The organism is Altererythrobacter sp. CAU 1778 (assembly GCF_054482795.1).
In genome coordinates, this window is record NZ_JBTLRP010000001.1 from 752,126 (window position 1) to 769,779 (window position 17,654).

Consider the following 17,654-nt stretch of genomic DNA (forward strand, 5'->3'; position numbering starts at 1 on the left):
AGCAGATATTAACCCCGATCACATAGCGAGAAGACCTTCGGATATGAGGGAACGGTTTCTGCTATGACCGATATGGGCGCACACAAGTTCAAGACACATGACCCGGCGGACGATTACGGTTCTGCTTCGCCACAGCCAGCGCCGCAGGTGAGCGCGCCTGCTGCCGCCAAGCCTGCCGAACCGGTGCAGCAGCAACTGTCCGCCAATGCGACCCAGCCGATTGGCGTGGTGCTCGAAATCGGCGGCGCAGGATCGCAGATCGCTCTCGACGTTCAACGCCTCGGCGAATGTGCCGAGGATTCCGACCCCTCGATCGCGCTCGCCGGACAGGTCGGCAGCCAGATCAAGATCAAGGTGCCGGGCGGCTGGCTGCTCGCCAGCGTGCGCGACCAGCGGCAGGACCGGCGCAACAATGCAGGGATCATCGCCGGCATCGACTTCCTGGGTGAAGGCCAGGAAGAAAAGATCACCGGCAAGATTCACGGCTTCCGCCGCGGCGTCACCCGCTATCCGATCCCCGGTTCGCTGATCTATCCCGCGACCACGGCCGACCTGCGCCAGATCTACGCCAGCGACGGTCGCAGCGCGATCCAGGTCGGCACCGTCTACCCGACGGAAGACATTCGCGCTGGCATCTACATCGACGCCATGTTGGGCAAGCACTTCGCGCTGCTCGGCTCGACCGGTACGGGCAAATCGACCAGCGCCGCGCTGATCCTTCACCGCATCTGCGAAGCCGCGCCTGAAGGCCACATCGTGATGATCGACCCGCACGGCGAATACTCCGCCGCGTTCAAGACCACGGGCATGATCTTCGACGTTACCAATTTGCAGATGCCCTACTGGCTGCTCAATTTCGAAGAGCACTGCGAGATCCTGCTGACCAGCTACGGCAACGACCGTCAGGCCGATGCCGACATTCTCGCCAAGTGCCTGCTGCAGGCGCGGCAGAAGAGCCGCCTTGCGGAAACCATACCGAAGATCACCGTCGATTCGCCGGTGCCGTATCTGCTGTCCGACCTGTCGAACATCATCCAGAACGAGATGGGGAAGCTCGACAAGGCGACCAACACGGCCCCCTTCATGCGGATCAAGACCAAGCTCGACGAGCTGAAGAACGACCCTCGCTACCAGTTCATGTTCTCCGGAATGCTGGTCGGCGACACGATGGCGCACTTCCTGTCGAAGATCTTTCGTATGCCGAGCACCGGCAAGCCGATCTCGATCATCGACGTGTCGGGTGTGCCGTCAGACGTGACCAGCACGGTGGTCGCGGTGCTGAGCCGCCTCGTGTTCGACTTCGCCATCTGGGGCCGCGAGGAAAAGACCTCGCCCATCCTGCTGGTTTGCGAAGAAGCGCACCGTTACGTGCCGAACGAGAAGAACGCCGATGGATCGTCGGTCGGTAACATCCTGTCGCGCATCGCCAAGGAAGGGCGTAAATACGGCATCAGCCTGGGCCTCATCACCCAGCGCCCGTCCGACCTTGCGGAGGGCGTCCTGTCGCAGTGCGGCACGATCATCTCGATGCGCCTCAACAACGACCGCGACCAGGCGTTCGTGAAGGCGGCCATGCCCGAAGGTGCGCGCGGCTTCCTCGATTCCATCCCGGCGCTTCGCAACCGCGAGTGCATCATCTGCGGCGAGGGCGTTTCGATCCCGATCCGGGTCAGCTTCGACAACCTCGAAGAGGTCAAGCGGCCCGCGTCCGAGGATCCCAGCTTCGTCGAACTCTGGCGCCAGACGGGCGGCGAGGAAGAGGCGGTGCACAACATCGTGCAGCGCTGGCGCACGCAGGGCGGGTGATGTTTCTTGCGAAGGCGCATCAGCGCCTCCGTTCTCCCGGCTATTCCCTCCGCTGCGCTACGGGGGCCGGCGCGGGCGGGCGGTCGCCCTTGCGCTCGCTTCGCTCGCGGCGAAATCTCTTGTACAGCTACGTTCCGCGGGTATCCCCGTAGAGGTGAATATGCAGGCGGTCGGACAGGCGGAAGCCATGTTGGAGGCATAGAGGCGCGAGCCAAGCCTCCCGCTCCCGCAATGCCGCGCTGTCGGTACCTTCGGGCATCAGGAACAGGCGCTCCGGCACGATACCGTGTCGGGTTTGCAGAGCCAGCACCTCGTCGAGGTCGCCGGGCTTGGCGATCACGAACTTGAAGAAGGCGCGCGGGTCGGTGGCCCAGCGGTCGAGCATTTCCGGCTTGAGCGCCAGGTCCGCAGGGTTGCCGCTATGCGCCAGCTTCGGGCTTACGTTGTACTGGCTCACCCGGATGTCGAACCGCGCGGGCGGGTCCACCGTGCCGTTGGTTTCAATCTCCACGGCCGTATCGGGAAGATGCTCCAGCATATCCGCCAGCCGGCCTGCCTGAAGCAGCGGCTCGCCGCCGGTAATGACAAGGCGCTTCTGGCCGAGCGCCGCAACGCGCTCCGCCACCTCGGCAGGCGACAGGGCGATCTGGTTGGCCTTGCGATCGTAGTGCTCGCCCGAACGGTGCGGGCGCGCGTCCCCTTCGAAGTGCCAGGTGTAGGCAGTGTCGCACCACACGCAAGCGAGGTTGCAGCGCGACAGGCGCAGGAACGCGACCGGCTTGCCCGCGCTCGGCCCCTCGCCCTGAAGCGAAGCGAAGATCTCCGGCCCGCCAGTGTCGTCGGTGGCAAGCACCAGCGTCATTCGATTTCCCACGCAGCTAACAAGGTTGGCACGTCCTATACCGCACGATCGCGGAAGGCGTAATCCGCCCCCGTGTGACAGGTTTGCGCGCCGCCGGAAACTAGTCGAGCCGCGCGAGCGCTGCCGTCAGCCGCTCGACCTCGCGAGCATGATGGGCATGGTCCTCGCGCGCCTTCTCGACCGCTTCCGGCTTGGCCCGCTCGACGAAATTGGCGTTGGAAAGCCGCCCTTCGAGAGACTTGGCTTCCTTCTGCGACACGACGAGTGCTTTTTCGAGGCGCGTCTTTTCCGCGTCGATGTCGATCACGCCTTCGAGCGGGATGACGAACACGTCTTCGCCCGCCGTGACTTGCATCGCCGGCCCGTCCGGTGCCTCGCCCAAGGTGACGGGCGTAAGCCGCGCCAGCCGCTCGATGGCGGCGCTGCTGCGCTCTACCGTCGCGCTGGCGATGGCGGAGGGGGCGGGGAGCCAGGCTGCCAGCTTCGCGCCCGGCGGGATGCCGAGCTCGTTCTTGGCGCTGCGGGTGGCAGTGGTCAGCGCGATGACCCAGTCGATGGCGTCGGTCGCGTGCTTGCTCACTTTGGCCTGCGGTTCGGGCCACTTTGCGACGATCAGATCGTACGGCCTTTCGCCCCCACTGATCGTAGCTTGCGCGTGCCACAGCTCTTCGGTGACGAAGGGCATGAATGGGTGCAGCATGACGAGGATCTGGTCGAGCGCCCATCCGGCGACCGCGCGGGTCTCGGCCGCCGCATCCTCGCTCGCGCCCTCGGCGAACACAGGCTTGATCAGTTCCAGATACCAGTCGCAGAACCGGCTCCAGGTGAACTGGTAGATCGCATTGGCGGCCGCGTCGAAGCGCAGATCGGCCATCGCCTTGTCCAGCTCCGCGACGGTCTGCTGGACCTCGCCGATGATCCACTGGTTGGCGGCGAGTTTCGCGGAAGGCGCGGCGATGGTGTCCGACGCGCCGATGCCGTTGGACTGGCAGAAGCGGGTCGCGTTCCACAGCTTGGTGGCGAAGTTGCGATATCCCTCGACCCGCTTTTCATCCATCTTGATGTCGCGGCCCTGGCTTTCCATCGCCGCCATGAAGAAGCGCAGCGCATCGGCGCCGTACTGGTCGATCAGTCCGAGCGGGTCGACGACATTGCCCTTGGACTTCGACATCTTCTGCCCGTCCGGCGCGCGGACGAGGCCGTGGAGATAGAGGCGCGGCCAGGGCACCTCGCCCATCAGGTGCATCCCCTGCATCATCATCCGCGCGTCCCAGAAGAACAGGATGTCGAAGCCGGAGACGAGCAGGCTGTTGGGGTAGTGCTTTTCGAGCAGGTCGGTGCTGTCCGGCCAGCCGAGCGTGGCGAAAGGCCACAGGGCGCTGGAGAACCATGTGTCGAGGACGTCCTCATCGCGGGTAAGGGGGGTGCCTTCGCCTGCCTTCGCCTGCGCCTCTTCTTCTGTCTCTGCGACGAAAACCGTACCGTCTGGCCCGTACCATGCCGGAATACGATGCCCCCACCACAGCTGGCGGCTGACGCACCACGGCTGGATGTTTTCCATCCAGTTGAAGAAGGTTTTTTCCCACGCCTTCGGGACGATCTCGATCCGCCCGTCTCGCACCGCCTGCATCGGCGCGACGGCGAGCTTTTCGGCATCGACGTACCATTGGTCCATCAGCATCGGTTCGATAACCACGCCGCCCCGGTCGCCGAAGGGTTGCATGATGACTTTGTCCTCGACCGCGATCATCAACCCCTCGGCGTCGATGTCGGCAACGACCTGCTTGCGCGCGGCGTAGCGGTCGAGCCCGCGGTAGCTTTCGGGCACGAGGTTGAGCGCGTCGATCACGCTCGCCTCTGCCGCTTCGCCCGCGGCAATCGCCTGCGCGCGGGCCGAGCATTCGGCGTAGGGTGCGCCATCGCTACGCATTGCCGCAGCTTCGTCCATCAGGCGATACATCGGGATGCCGTTGCGCTGCGCGACACCGAAGTCGTTTTCGTCATGCGCGCCGGTGATCTTGACCGCGCCCGATCCGAAGTCGGGGTCGGGATAGTCGTCGGTGATGATCGGGATCAGGCGGCGATGTTCTTTCGGACCTACCGGGATTTCGCACATCTTGCCCACGATCGGGGCATAGCGCGCATCGTCCGGATGCACCGCCACAGCGCCATCGCCCAGCATGGTTTCCGGGCGCGTCGTGGCGATGGAAATGTAATCGCGCACCTCCTCCAGCACCACGTTACCCTCGGCGTCACGCTCCACGTAGGTGTAGGTTTCCCCGCCGGCGAGCGGGTATTTGAAGTGCCACATGTGGCCCTGCACCTCGCGTGTCTCGACCTCGAGGTCGGAGATGGCGGTCTTCAGCTTCGGGTCCCAGTTCACCAGCCGCTTGTCGCGGTAGATGAGGCCGTCGTTATAGAGATCGACGAAGGTCTTGAGCACCGCCTTTGTGAAGTGCGGGTCCATGGTGAACTGCTCGCGGCTCCAGTCCATCGAACAGCCGAGCCGGCGCAGCTGGCGGGTGATCTGGCCGCCGCTTTCTTCCTTCCATTCCCAGACTTTCTCGACGAAGCCTTCGCGGTCGTAATTGGTCCGCTTGTCCTGCCGATCTTCCATCTGGCGCTCGACCACCATCTGCGTGGCGATCCCTGCGTGGTCGGTGCCCACCACCCACAGCGCATCCTTGCCGCGCATCCGCTCGTAACGGATCACGATGTCCTGCAACGTGTTGTCGAGAGCGTGGCCGATGTGCAGCGACCCCGTCACGTTGGGCGGCGGGTTGACGATGGTGAAGGGCTCGGCATCGGGACGCTCGGGCCGGAACAGGCCGTTCTCCTCCCAATGCGCGTACCAGCGCGTCTCGATCGCGGAAGGGTCGAAGGTCGTGTCGATCTGTTTGGTCATGGCGCGGGTGCCAATGCCAGCGGTGGAGACGCGACGCAACGACTTGTCGCCGCAGGAATTTGCCCGCATAGCGAGCCGTGATGGCGAGTGTCGCGGAATATCAGCTGGAAGAAGGCGACGGCGGCACGCGGCTGGTCCTGACCGGGCCATACCTGGTTTCCACCATCGGTGCGATCGATCAGGACCTGCGGGCGATCGACGGGCCGGTCAGCGAAATCGACATTTCCGGCATTAGCGAGATCGATACCGTCGGAGCCTACATGGCCTGCTCGACCGCCGAACTCACCGGCGCGAAGGTCGTCGGGGCATCGGAACGGGCAAGCCGGCTGATGAAGGCGATCAACGCGACGCAGAGCGACATCGCCGTGCGCCCCCCGCGTGAACCGTTCTATCGCCGCGTCCCCTCCGAACTCGGCAAGATCCTGAGCGGTTACGGCACCGGCGCCAAGGACGTCGTCGGCTTCGTCGGTCAGATCATACTCGGCATGGGGGCGCTTATCCGCCACCCGCGGCGGTTCCGCATGAAGGCCTTCGTCCGCCAGCTGGAACTGGTCGGCGTGGATGCCCTGCCGATCATCGGGTTGATGAGCTTCCTGATCGGCATCGTCATCGCGCAACAGGGCGCGGTGCAGTTGCAGCAGTTCGGGGCGGAAACGCTGACGGTCAATCTCGTCGGCCGGATCACCTTGCGCGAACTGGGCGTGCTGATGACCGCGATCATGGTCGCGGGCCGTTCCGGCTCCGCCTTCGCCGCGCAGATCGGCACGATGAAGCTGACCGAGGAGGTCGACGCCATGCGGACCATCGGCATCTCGCCGATAGAGGCGCTGGTGATTCCGCGGATGCTCGCCTGCACTTTCATGATGATCGTGCTTGGCTTCTATGCCTCGGTGATTGCCATCATCGGCGGCGCGGTGGTCGGTGACATTGCGCTCGGCATTCCATTCCTGACCTTCCTTGAACGTATCAAGGACGTGGTCCCGCCTTACGACTTGTGGGTCGGCATGGTGAAGGCGCCCGTGTTCGGCGTGATCGTCGCGCTTGCCGGTTGCTACCAGGGCATGAAGGTGGAGGGGAACTCCGAAGACGTCGGCCTGCGCACGACCAAGGCGGTGGTGCAGGCAATTTTCGCGGTCATCGTTCTCGATGCCTTCTTCGCCGTCTTCTTTACCTCGCTGGGGTGGGGATGAGCGAGCAGAACCCCACCGATTCGCCGGGCCGGCACGAGCGTTATCGCGGCGAATATCCGATCGTCGTGGAAGGGCTGACCAATCGCTTCGGCGATTTCGCGGTTCACGAGGATCTCGATCTGAAGGTGCGGCGCGGCGAAATTCTCGGCGTGGTGGGCGGATCGGGCACCGGCAAGTCGGTGCTGATGCGCTCGATCATCGGGCTTCAGACCCCGGCGGAAGGTGACATCGACGTTTTCGGCCGCTCGATCACCCGGTCGGAGCCGGATGAAGACATCGGCGTGCGCAGTCGCTGGGGCGTGCTGTTTCAGGGCGGGGCGCTGTTCTCCACCCTGACGGTGGGCGAGAACGTGCAGGTGCCGCTCAAGCAGTTCTACCCGGACATAGAGCCGCAGCTGCTACAGGAAATCGCGCGCTACAAGGTGCTGCTGTCGGGACTTCCGGAAGACGCGCTGAGCAAATACCCGAACGAGCTTTCGGGCGGCATGAAGAAGCGCGCCGGCCTTGCCCGTGCGCTGGCGCTCGACCCGGAACTGTTGTTCCTCGACGAGCCGACCGCCGGACTCGATCCGATCGGCGCCGCGGCCTTCGACCAGCTGACCAAGGAATTGCAGGCGACGCTGGGGCTGACGGTGTTCCTGATCACCCACGACCTCGATACGCTGCACGAAATCTGCGACCGCGTGGCCGTGCTCGCCGACAAGAAGGTGATCGCGGTGGGCACGATCGATGAACTGATGGCGCTCGACCACCCCTGGATACAGGAATATTTCAACGGCCCGCGCGGCCGCGCCGCGCTCGGCAGCAAGGACGCGGCGTCGAAGAAAGCCGCTGAAAAGCGACAGGCGGCGGGCGAGGGCGCGATGGACAAACCCGCCAAATCGGGGGATAGCGCGTAGCGACATGGAAACACGGGCAAATCATCTGCTGGTCGGGGGCGTCACGCTGGCTTTGCTGGCGGCTCTCGCCGCCTTCATCATCTGGCTCGCCGGCCTCAACCAGAGCGACCAGAAGGAATACGACATCTTCTTCAAGCAGTCGGTGGCGGGTCTCGCCAACGGCTCCGAGGTGACCTTTGCCGGGGTCAGCGCAGGGCAGGTCAAAAAGATCGCCTTGTGGGAGAAAGACCCTGAATTCGTGCGCGTCCGCATCGCCGTGCGTGACGAATTCCCGATCCTGCAAGGCACGACTGCGACGATCCAGGGCAGCTTCACCGGGGTGTCGACTATCATTCTCGACGGAGCCGTGCGCGGCGCACCGCCGATCAGCGATCCCGGGCCGGAAGGCGTGCCGGTCATCCCCACGAAGCCGGGCGGACTGGGCGAGATCCTGGCAAATGCGCCGCTGCTGCTGGAACGGCTCGCCACGCTGACGGAGCGGCTGACGCAGGTGTTGGACGACCGCAACCAGAACTCGATCGCAGGGATTCTCGACAACACGAACCGCATGACGGACAGCGTTGCCGATGCCGCGCCCCAGCTGGAGCGTACGCTGGCAGAACTGCAGGCGACCTTGCGGCAGGCGAACTATTCGCTGGCGGCGTTCGAAAAGGTGATGGGTTCCACCGACGAGGTCATCAATCAGGAAGGCCAGTCGGTCGCGGCGGAGCTGCGCAAGACGCTCGCTTCCGCGCAAGGGGCAGCCGCCTCTCTCGAACAGACGCTGGATTCTGCGGAGCCCGCGATGCGCAAGCTCAATACCGAAACGCTGCCAGCGGCGGAGGCGACCTTGCGCGACCTGCGCCGTACCAGCGCCTCGCTGCGTGAAATCACCAACAAGGTCGGCGATCAGGGCGCGGGCGCGCTCGTCGGCGGCCAGAAACTGCCGGATTACAAGCCATGATCGCGAAGCATACTCTTTCCGCTCTGCGTGGGCTGCGGCCTGCCGCGGTGCTGGCCGGAACGACCGCGCTGGCCGGATGCATCAGCTTCGGTGCTGAGCCGCCCGACAGCCTCTTCACGCTGACGCCGTCGGCCACCATGGCCGCTGGCATGGGCGCGTCCGGATCGCCCCAGAATGCCATCGCGGTGGTGGACATCAGCGCACCGCAGCGGCTCGACGTGAACCGCGTGCCGGTGCAGATCGACAGCGCGAATGTCGCCTATCTCGAAGACGCGCAGTGGGTGGAAAAACCCGCCGTGCTGTTCGAACGCCTGCTGGCGGAAACCATCCGCAGTTCGGGCAACCGGCTGGTGCTGGAAGGGCCGGACGCCGAATTCGCCGCGGGCACGCGGCTGACCGGGCAGCTGACCGAAATGGGATACGACGCGACCACCGGCAGCGTTGTCGTGCGCTATGACGCGACCATGATCATGCCGTCGGGCGAATATCGCACGCGGCGCTTCGAAAGCGTCGAGCCGGGCGTCGCGGCGGAGGCAGCGGCGATCGCGCCGGTCCTCAACCGTGCGGCCAATGCCGTCGCAGCAGACGTGGCGGCCTGGGTCGGCTGACCCGGCTCAGCCCGCGCGCACGAGCCGGGCGAATTTCGCGGAACGGACGAACGCGTCCTGCTTTTCCTGGCGGGCGGCCTCCGCCTCCTGCTCCCATCCCCAACGCTCTGCCTGAACGTCCTGTTCGAGGTTCGCCGCTCCGAACAGCGCGAGCGCATCGGCGTCCCGCTCCAGCGCAGCAAGCCCGATGGCGAGCGAGGCGGCAAGGGCGGTCAGGACCTCCAGCGCGGCCAGCGTAAACGGATCGTGCCGCGCCACTACCTCGCGTAGAGTCGCGACCGTCTCCGCGCAAAGGGGGCGGTGCAGGATGCCGCTGGTTCGCTCGAACTGGACCCCGTGGCGTTCCTCTATGCCGGTCAGGATCGGCTCCCAAATATCCAGCTGCCGCCGGTAGAGTGGGTGCTCGGGATCGGCGCGATAGCAAAGCGTGTCGGTCTCGGCGAAGCCGAGCAGCTTGTCGGCGATCTGCGCGGCGTCCAACCCGGCGCGGTCGATGGCGTAGTCCGCCAAGTCGCGCATGGGCAGGGTTCGGTAATCCAGTTCCTCACCCTGTGCGCGCCATTCCTCCGCGAGCGCTTCTGCCAGCACTTGCGTGGGCACGACCTGAGCAGCCTTCGCGGGCGTCTTCACCCCGCGCCCATCGAGCGTGACTTGCCAGCCGCCGTCCACCTTTGTGACGGCGACATCCTTGTAAAAGCGTTTCATTCCTTGGGCGTCCGCCACATCCGCGCGAATATCAGCGGCGCAATGAAGAAGTCGAGCAGCCCGACCACCAGCAGCGCGTAGCCGACGATCGGCGACCAATCGAGCGTCTCGGACACGACCATCAGGCCGAGCAGCACCAGCACTCCGCCGATGAGCCGGTGCAGTGACATGAAGTAATAGCGCGCGTTGGCGGGATCGTGTTGGCTCATCCCAGCAGCTCCTGCAGATGCGCGACGTCGCGCGCAACCGCTTCCGCTCCGCAGGCGAGCAGTTCGTCGCTTTCGTGATAGCCCCATGCGACACCGAGGCTGCGCACGCCCGCGTTCAGGCCCATTGCGATGTCGAAGGTCGTATCGCCGATCATCACGGTATCGTCAGGCGCGGTGCCCGCATCCGCCATGGCCGCTTCCAGCATGGCGGGGTCGGGCTTGCCCGGATGACGGTCGGCGGTCTGCAAGCTGATGAAACGGTCCGAGATCCCGTGCGCGGCGAGGCAGGCGTCGAGGCCGCGATCCGATTTGCCGGTGGCCACGGCGAGCAGCCAGCCGCCCTCGTCCAGCGCAGCGAGCAATTCGCGCACCCCGTCGAACAGCGGTTCGTGCAATCGGCCCGACTGGCGCGCTTCGAAAAAGGCTTCCTTGTATGCCGCGACCAGCCTTGCGTTCAGCGTGTTACTGGCTTCGGGCGCGAGCCGGCGCACCGCGTGCGGCAGGCTGAGGCCGACGATGCGGCGGATGTCGTGGCGTTCGGGTGCGGTCAGGCCGTTCTGCGCGAAGGCGCTTTCCATCGCGGCGCAGACCTCGTGCTGGCCATCGACCAGCGTTCCGTCACAATCGAAGACTGCGAGGCGGGGCGTCAGGCCGCTCATGCCGTCCGATCCCGCATGGCAACGGCAAGCTCTGTATTGCCAGCGGCCTTCAGCCCGGCGGCGATGGTCGCGCGCTCCTGAGCGCCGCGCTTCTGCGAGAGCTTAAGCGTGGGGCGAGTGATGTCGACGGTCAGTTCGAAACCGGCGATACCCTTCAGCAGAGCGTCCCACACCGCGCGGGGCGTCTCCTGCGGCGACCAGGCATCACCGGGCAGCGCACCCTCATGCCGGTCTATCAGCTCGTAGAGAAAGGCGTCGAGTTCGTGCTGCGAGAGCTGGCGCACCGGGCCTTCCAGTTCGACCGCGACGTAATCCCATGTCGGCACCGTCGCCCGGTCGGCGTACCATCGCGGCGAGATGTAACCATGCGGTCCCTGCGCCACGGCGAGGGCGCGCGCACCATCCAGGTGGCGGGTCAGCGCATTGCCCCGCGCGAGGTGGAAGCGCCATTTTCCGACGCCCGCAGGCAGGAGCGGCGTATGCGCCACGCGCGGACCATCGGGTGTGGTCAGGAAGATGCTGGCAAAGGAATGGCGCTCCACCAGCCGGTCGAGCAGCGCTGAATCGTCTGACCGGAACAGCGGATTGGGATGCATGTCAGCCGCGACCCCTGCCGGTTGGCTTGCCTCCGCTCGGCTTCAGGCCGGGTTTGCCGCCCTTGACCGGCCCCTTGCGCTTCCCCCCGCCGGATTTCTTGCCGAGCTTGCCGACCGGTGCCGCCCCGCGGGACTTGCGCTCGCCGCGCCGTTCCTTGCGATATTGCTTGGCATGCGCCTTGGCAGCCTGTTTCTTTTCCGCGCGATTGCGCTCCGGCACCGGCTCGGCGAGCGGTTCGGCCTCGCTCATCGTCTCGTCGAAGCCGAGATGCGCCATCGTGCCGGCGAAATGTTCGGGCAGCGGGGCGGTCACATCCAGCGGCGTGCCGTCGGGATGCTCGATGATGAGCCGCCGTGCATGGAGGTGCATCTTGCGGCTGACGCTGCCGGTCAGGAATGCTTCCTGTCCCCCATACTTGCCGTCGCCGACGATGGGGTGGCCGATGGCGGCGAGGTGCGCGCGCAGCTGGTGCGTGCGGCCGGTCAGCGGTTGCAGTTCCACCCAGGAGGCGCGGTTTCCGGCGCGGTCGACCACGCGGTAGAGCGTCTTGGCGTTCTGGCCGTTTTCAGGGTCGACGTGCATCTTCTCGCCGCCCGAACCGGGTTGCTTGGCGAGCGGCGCGTCGATCGTCCCTTGCCCGACATCGGGCACGCCGACCACCAGCGCCCAGTAGATCTTCTGCGCCGAACGGCCGGAGAACCGCTTGGAGAAGAACGCCGCGCTGCCCGGTGTCGCCGCGACCAGCAATACGCCGCTCGTATCCTTGTCCAGCCGGTGGACGAGGCGGGGCCGCGGGCCCTTTTCGCCCATGTAGGCGTCGAGCAATCCGTCGACATGGCTGTGCGTGCCGGTGCCACCCTGCGTCGCGAGGCCCGGCGGCTTGTCGAGGACGATTGCCGCCTTGTCCCGGTGAATCAGCATGGCTTCGGCCTGCGCGATCTCGTCGTCGGTCAGTTCGCGGCGGGGGCGGGCACCACGCACGGTGTCCTCGCCGCCCGGCGGCACGCGGACGGTTTGCCCGGCGACGAGGCGATCTTCGGGCTTGGCCCGCCCACCATCGACCCGGATCTGCCCGGTTCGCGCCCACTTGCTGATCGTGCCGAACCCGATTTGCGGCAGATGGCGCTTGAACCAGCGGTCGAGCCGCACGCCATCGTCATCCGGCGCAACGGTGAATTGTCTTACGCGATCGCTCATGCCGCCACCCGCATCACGATGAGCCCGACGTAAAGCGCGGTCAGCCCGGCCAGCAGCGACACAGCGGCGTAGGTGACCGCGGTCAGCGGCTCCCCCCGTTCGATCAGCATCATCATTTCCAGGCTGAAGGCGCTGAAAGTGGTGAAGCCGCCCAGCACGCCGACGCCGAGGAACAGCCGCCAATGATCGTTGCCCCCATCGCCGTGGCGCGCCATCCAGCCAGCCAGCAGGCCCATGGCCAGGCTGCCCGCCACATTCGCTGCGAGAGTTGCATAGGGAAAGCTCGTCACCATCTGCGGTCCGAGCCAGCCGGTCATGCCGCGCCCGAGTTGGTGACGCAGCACGGCACCGATCGCCCCGCCGAGCGCGACATAGGCAGTGGCGATGAAAGGAGGGGTAACGGCCATCGCGCCCCTCTAGCGGTGATGGCGCCGCGTGGGAAGGCGCCTGCGGCAATGGCTCAGCAAACTTGCATCTTTGCCGCGCTTGCGTTAGTGGCGCGCTGTTTCCAGCCGATCCGGAACGGATTCGGCGCGTTTTTCGTTGGAATGACAGACTTACCAATCGGACGGTGCATCCCGCGTCTGCTCGCGGGCAATCTCCGCTAAGTATCAGAAAGAGGCGATTTCTTTTATGCAGATCATGGTTCGCGATAACAATGTCGATCAGGCTCTCCGCGCGCTCAAGAAGAAGCTGCAGCGCGAGGGGGTGTATCGCGAAATGAAGCTGCGCCGCCACTACGAAAAGCCGAGCGAGAAGCGCGCCCGTGAAAAGGCCGCCGCCGTTCGCCGCGCCCGCAAGCTGGAGCGCAAGCGGATGGAACGCGACGGCATCAAATAAGCCGTAGCGCTTGAACGCAGCCAAGCGATAAGCCAAAGGGGCGCGGGAGCAATCCCGGGCCCCTTTTGCGTTGCGGCGCAGATGGCCTGACCAAGTATTTTCGGGCCAGACATGCCGGGCCAACAATTCGGACAGGAAAATTTCGATGGCAGAAGTTACGCGCGTTCCCTTGCGACCGATCAAGCAGGGCTCGCTCGCCAAACTATGGCTCGGCGTGATCGTGGCGCTCGCGCTGGCGCTGATGGTGGCGTGGGCCGCCATGCCCAAGGGCGTTTCCGTGACGGAGATAGAGCCGGGCCTCGGCGCCGCGCCGCAGGTCGGTGACGTCGCCTTCGTCAAATATGTCGGGAAGCTTCCCGATGGTACGGTCTTCGACCAGTCGCAGGAAGCGCCGATCCCCGCCGGCCTGTTCCCCGAAGGCAATCCCTTCCCGGTGCAGGAAGGCGCGACCGTGCAGGGTTTCTTCGAAGGGCTCCAGCAGATGAAGAAGGGCGGCAAGTACGAACTCTTCATCCCGGCGGACAAGGGGTATGGCGCGACGCCGCCTCCGGGGTCCGACATTCCGGCCAATTCGGACCTCGTGTTCGAAGTGGAAATGATCGACTTCATGTCGGAAGAAGATTTCCAGCGTCGCATCGCCATGCTCCAGCAGATGATGCAGCAGCAACAGGGCGCGGCGGGCGCACAGGGTGCTCCGACGGGCGCTCCGGAAACCGCTGCTCCGCAGCAGTAACGAACACTTTTTAGAGCAAGGAAGGAGGCGGGCCGAATGTCCGTCACGAAGGAAGAGGTGGCCAAGATCGCCAGCCTTGCGCGCATCCGGATGGATGAGCCCGCGCTGGAGCGGATGGTCCCCGAACTCAACAACATCCTCAAATGGGTGGAACAGCTGGGCGAGGTGGATTGCAGCGGCGTCGAGCCGATGACCGCCGTCATCCCCAATAGCCTGCGCCTGCGCGACGACGTGGTCGATGCCGACCCGCTGACCGGCGGCGGCATGCGCGACGAGGTGCTGGCCAATGCGCCGGTGGCCGAGCACGGCTTCTTCGCAGTCCCGAAGGTGATCGAATGACCGAACTGACCAATCTCGGCATCAAGGCGATCCGCGACGGCGTCGCCTCTGGCGAATTCACCGCGCGCGAAGTGGCGGAAGGCTTCAATGCCAATGTCGCGGCCGCGAACGATGCGCTCAACGCCTTCATCGTTGCAACGCCCGAAAAGGCGCTGGAAGCGGCCGATTCGGTAGATGCCGCGCGCGCCAAGGGTGACACGCTCGGCAGCATGGCAGGCGTGCCGATCGGCATGAAGGACCTGTTCTGCACCAAGGGCGTGCAGTCGACGGCGGCCAGCCACATTCTCGAAGGCTTCGTTCCCGAATACGAAAGCACCGTCTCGCAGAAGCTGTGGGACGCCGGCGCGGGGATGCTCGGCAAGCTGAACATGGACCAGTTCGCCATGGGTTCGTCGAACGAGACGAGCTACTTCGGCAACGTCATTTCGCCCTGGCGCAAGGAAGGCGGCAACGCTGCGCTGGCACCGGGCGGAAGCTCCGGCGGTTCGTCCAGCGCGGTTGCCGCGCGGCTGTGCCCGGCAGCGACCGGCACCGACACCGGCGGCTCCATCCGGCAGCCTGCCGCCTTCACCGGCATCACCGGCATCAAGCCGACCTACGGACGCTGTTCGCGCTGGGGCGTCGTCGCCTTCGCCAGCAGCCTCGACCAGGCCGGGCCGATGGCGCGCGATGTCAGCGACTGCGCGATCATGCTCGGCGCGATGGCGGGGTTCGACCCCAAGGACGCGACCAGCCTCGACATGCCCGTGCCCGACTGGGAAGGCGGCCTCAATCCCGATCTCAAGGGCAAGCGCGTCGGCATACCGCGCGAATACCGCATGGACGGGACGGACGAGGAAGTCCTCAAGAGCTGGGACGCAGGCATTGCCTGGCTGAAGGATGCGGGCGCAGATGTCGTCGACATCAGCCTGCCGCACACCAAATACGCACTCCCCGCTTATTACATCATCGCGCCAGCCGAGGCGTCCAGCAACCTCGCGCGCTATGACGGCGTGCGATACGGCCTGCGCGACCTTCCCGAAGGGGCGGGCCTGCAGGATATGTACGCAGCGACTCGCAGCGAAGGCTTCGGCGACGAGGTGAAGCGCCGCGTGCTGATCGGCACCTATGTGCTCTCGGCAGGGTTCTACGATGCGTACTACACGCAGGCGCAGAAGATCCGCACGCTGATCGCGCAGGACTTCGCGAAGGCGTGGGAACAGTGCGACGTGATCCTCGCGCCGACCTGCCCCACCGCAGCCTTTGCGCTGGGCGACAAGACCGACGATCCGTTGTCGATGTATCTCAACGACGTCTTCGCCGTCCCCGCCTCGCTGGCGGGCCTCCCGGCGATGAGCGTCCCTGCGATGCTGACCTCCGACGGCCTGCCGCTGGGTCTGCAGATCATCGGCAAGCCCTTCGACGAACAGGGCGTGCTGAACGCAGGGCTGGCGATAGAACAGCGCGCCGGGTTCACGGCGAAACCTGAGAAGTGGTGGTAAACATGAGCGAATATCGCATCACGGGCGCAACCGGGGAATGGGAGGTCGTCATCGGCCTCGAAGTCCACGCGCAGGTCACTTCCAACGCCAAGCTGTTCTCCAGCGCCAGCACGCAATTCGGGGCGGAACCGAACACGCAGGTCAGCCTGATCGACGCGGCGATGCCCGGAATGCTGCCCGTGCCCAATCGCGAATGTCTGCGACAGGCGGTTCGCACCGGCATGGCGATCGAGGCGCAGATCAACGCGTGGAGCCGGTTCGACCGCAAGAACTACTTCTACGCCGACCTGCCGCAGGGCTACCAGATCAGCCAGCTCTACCACCCCATCGTGGGCGAGGGGCAGCTGCTGATCGAGGCGGACGAGAAGGCGGGCATCCCGGCGGACAAGGTCATCGGGATCGAGCGAATCCATGTCGAGCAGGACGCGGGCAAGCTGATGCACGATCAGCACCCGACGCAGAGCTACGTCGATCTCAACCGCACCGGCATCGCGCTGATGGAAATCGTCTCGAAGCCGGATATGCGCTCCCCCGCCGAAGCCGGGGCCTATGTCCGCAAGCTGCGCGCTATCCTGCGCTACGTCGGATCGTGCGACGGTAACATGGAACAGGGCTCGATGCGCGCGGACGTCAACGTCTCGGTCCGGCGACCGGGCGAGGAATTCGGCACGCGCACCGAAACGAAGAACGTCAACTCGGTACGCTTCGTGATGGCCGTGATCGAGCAGGAGGCACGCCGCCAGGTCGAACTGATCGAGGATGGCGGCACGGTGGTGCAGGAAACGCGCCTCTACGATCCCGACAGGAACGAAACCCGCTCCATGCGCAGCAAGGAAGATGCGCACGACTATCGCTACTTCCCTGACCCCGACCTGCTGCCGGTCGAACTGGACGATGCCTTCTTGCAGGAATGTCGCGCCAGCCTGCCCGAGCTGCCGGACGCCAAGCGGGCGCGCTATGAGAACGAGCTTGGCCTGACCCCCTACAACGCGCGCGAACTGACGGCAGAGGTGGAAACCTTCGCACGCTTCGAAACGCTGCTGGCGCAGGCCGCGGCTAAGATCGGCAAGCCGGAGAAGGACGTTGCGACGCAGGTCGCCAACTGGTCGCTCTCGGTCGCGCCGGGCGTGGCCAAGGCGCTCGGCGACGATGGCGATCCCGCCAATGCCACCGCGTCCGCGCAGGCCAGCATCCTCGCCATGCAGGACAAGGGCGAGATCAGCGGCGGTCAGGCGAAGGAGATCTACGAGATCGTCCTGCGTGACGGCGGCGATCCCGAAGCCATCGCCGATGAAAAGGGCCTCAAGCAGGTCAGCGACACCGGCGCGATCGAGGAAGCGGTCGATGCCATCATCGCGGCCAACACCGACAAGGTGGAGGAATATCGCGGCGGCAAGGACAAGCTGTTCGGCTTCTTCGTCGGCCAGACGATGAAGGCGATGCAGGGCAAGGCCAATCCGGCGGTGGTCAACCAGATCCTGAAGGACAAGCTGGGGTAATCGTGCCGATCAGGGTGCGGGCGAGACCTGCACCCTGCTGATCGAATAAACAGGACGGTGCTTTCCGATGTCGGAACCCGCCCACGAGACCAAATGTAAGCCGCACTCAGCGAGAGATCTAAGACGGAGATCGCACGGCGCAATCGGAGGCGACTGACCTTGCGCCTTTCGCGCGATGATGC

Annotated in this window: 18 protein-coding genes; 10 read left to right on the plus strand and 8 right to left on the minus strand. The window is 65.3% G+C overall.

Annotation, left to right across the window (positions count from 1 at the left end; genetic code table 11):
• The first annotated feature begins 63 nt into the window (after positions 1-63).
• Positions 64-1,806 carry an ATP-binding protein gene (locus ACXYN8_RS03325; RefSeq protein WP_458887880.1) on the plus strand — a complete coding sequence of 581 codons (1,743 nt, stop codon included), beginning with the start codon at positions 64-66 and terminating at the stop codon, positions 1,804-1,806.
• A 127-nt stretch (positions 1,807-1,933) separates the two neighbouring features.
• Here ACXYN8_RS03325 and ACXYN8_RS03330 read toward each other — a convergent pair whose 3' ends face one another.
• Complete coding sequence (locus tag ACXYN8_RS03330; RefSeq protein ID WP_458887881.1) at positions 1,934-2,668, minus strand: 7-carboxy-7-deazaguanine synthase QueE; 735 nt, start codon at positions 2,666-2,668, stop codon at positions 1,934-1,936.
• A gap of 100 nt (positions 2,669-2,768) precedes the next feature.
• Complete coding sequence (locus ACXYN8_RS03335; protein WP_458887882.1) at positions 2,769-5,573, minus strand: valine--tRNA ligase; 2,805 nt, start codon at positions 5,571-5,573, stop codon at positions 2,769-2,771.
• An 80-nt stretch (positions 5,574-5,653) separates the two neighbouring features.
• Here ACXYN8_RS03335 and ACXYN8_RS03340 point away from each other — a divergent pair, with 80 nt between their 5' ends.
• The 4 genes from ACXYN8_RS03340 to ACXYN8_RS03355 are packed head-to-tail and all read left to right on the plus strand — an operon-like array spanning position 5,654 to position 9,213.
• Positions 5,654-6,763, plus strand: a complete 1,110-nt coding sequence (locus tag ACXYN8_RS03340) for an MlaE family ABC transporter permease (protein ID WP_458887883.1) — start codon at positions 5,654-5,656, stop codon at positions 6,761-6,763.
• On the plus strand, positions 6,760-7,662 hold the full coding sequence (locus ACXYN8_RS03345) for an ABC transporter ATP-binding protein (protein WP_458887884.1): 903 nt from the start codon (positions 6,760-6,762) through the stop codon (positions 7,660-7,662). Before ACXYN8_RS03340 ends, ACXYN8_RS03345 begins: the two co-directional genes overlap by 4 nt.
• Positions 7,663-7,666: 4 nt before the next feature.
• Positions 7,667-8,605 (plus strand): MlaD family protein, encoded by a 939-nt coding sequence (locus ACXYN8_RS03350; protein ID WP_458887885.1) that lies wholly within the window; start codon positions 7,667-7,669, stop codon positions 8,603-8,605.
• On the plus strand, positions 8,602-9,213 hold the full coding sequence (locus ACXYN8_RS03355; RefSeq protein WP_458887886.1) for an ABC-type transport auxiliary lipoprotein family protein: 612 nt from the start codon (positions 8,602-8,604) through the stop codon (positions 9,211-9,213). Before ACXYN8_RS03350 ends, ACXYN8_RS03355 begins: the two co-directional genes overlap by 4 nt.
• Before the next feature lie 6 nt (positions 9,214-9,219).
• Here the strand turns inward: ACXYN8_RS03355 and ACXYN8_RS03360 are convergent, their stop codons facing one another.
• From ACXYN8_RS03360 to crcB, 6 genes are read right to left on the minus strand one after another with little or no spacing between them, the layout of a single operon-like run.
• Positions 9,220-9,918: an ATP12 family chaperone protein gene (locus ACXYN8_RS03360; RefSeq protein WP_458887887.1), complete on the minus strand. Its 699-nt coding sequence runs from the start codon at positions 9,916-9,918 to the stop codon at positions 9,220-9,222.
• Complete coding sequence (locus tag ACXYN8_RS03365) at positions 9,915-10,127, minus strand: hypothetical protein (RefSeq protein WP_458887888.1); 213 nt, start codon at positions 10,125-10,127, stop codon at positions 9,915-9,917. The genes ACXYN8_RS03360 and ACXYN8_RS03365 overlap by 4 nt, the downstream gene beginning before the upstream one ends.
• Positions 10,124-10,777, minus strand: a complete 654-nt coding sequence (locus tag ACXYN8_RS03370) for an HAD-IA family hydrolase (RefSeq protein ID WP_458888898.1) — start codon at positions 10,775-10,777, stop codon at positions 10,124-10,126. The genes ACXYN8_RS03365 and ACXYN8_RS03370 overlap by 4 nt, the downstream gene beginning before the upstream one ends.
• Positions 10,778-10,782: 5 nt before the next feature.
• Entirely contained in the window at positions 10,783-11,382 is a 600-nt protein-coding gene (locus ACXYN8_RS03375) for an FMN-binding negative transcriptional regulator (protein ID WP_458887889.1), read from the minus strand.
• Position 11,383: 1 nt separating this feature from the next.
• Positions 11,384-12,580 (minus strand): RluA family pseudouridine synthase, encoded by a 1,197-nt coding sequence (locus tag ACXYN8_RS03380; RefSeq protein WP_458887890.1) that lies wholly within the window; start codon positions 12,578-12,580, stop codon positions 11,384-11,386.
• Positions 12,577-12,987, minus strand: a complete 411-nt coding sequence (gene crcB, locus ACXYN8_RS03385; protein WP_458887891.1) for a fluoride efflux transporter CrcB — start codon at positions 12,985-12,987, stop codon at positions 12,577-12,579. Before crcB ends, ACXYN8_RS03380 begins: the two co-directional genes overlap by 4 nt.
• A 226-nt stretch (positions 12,988-13,213) precedes the next feature.
• Between crcB and rpsU the strand changes: the two genes are divergently transcribed.
• The 5 genes from rpsU (at position 13,214) to gatB (ending at position 17,472) form a co-directional block, all read left to right on the plus strand.
• Positions 13,214-13,420, plus strand: a complete 207-nt coding sequence (gene rpsU / locus ACXYN8_RS03390) for a 30S ribosomal protein S21 (protein WP_006834591.1) — start codon at positions 13,214-13,216, stop codon at positions 13,418-13,420.
• A 145-nt stretch (positions 13,421-13,565) separates the two neighbouring features.
• Entirely contained in the window at positions 13,566-14,153 is a 588-nt protein-coding gene (locus ACXYN8_RS03395; protein WP_458887893.1) for an FKBP-type peptidyl-prolyl cis-trans isomerase, read from the plus strand.
• A gap of 36 nt (positions 14,154-14,189) precedes the next feature.
• Positions 14,190-14,492 (plus strand): Asp-tRNA(Asn)/Glu-tRNA(Gln) amidotransferase subunit GatC, encoded by a 303-nt coding sequence (gatC, locus tag ACXYN8_RS03400; RefSeq protein ID WP_458887894.1) that lies wholly within the window; start codon positions 14,190-14,192, stop codon positions 14,490-14,492.
• Complete coding sequence (gene gatA / locus ACXYN8_RS03405) at positions 14,489-15,973, plus strand: Asp-tRNA(Asn)/Glu-tRNA(Gln) amidotransferase subunit GatA (RefSeq protein ID WP_458887895.1); 1,485 nt, start codon at positions 14,489-14,491, stop codon at positions 15,971-15,973. Before gatC ends, gatA begins: the two co-directional genes overlap by 4 nt.
• Before the next feature lie 2 nt (positions 15,974-15,975).
• Positions 15,976-17,472, plus strand: coding sequence for an Asp-tRNA(Asn)/Glu-tRNA(Gln) amidotransferase subunit GatB (gatB, locus tag ACXYN8_RS03410; protein ID WP_458887896.1), 1,497 nt, complete (start codon positions 15,976-15,978; stop codon positions 17,470-17,472).
• Positions 17,473-17,654: the final 182 nt, after the last annotated feature.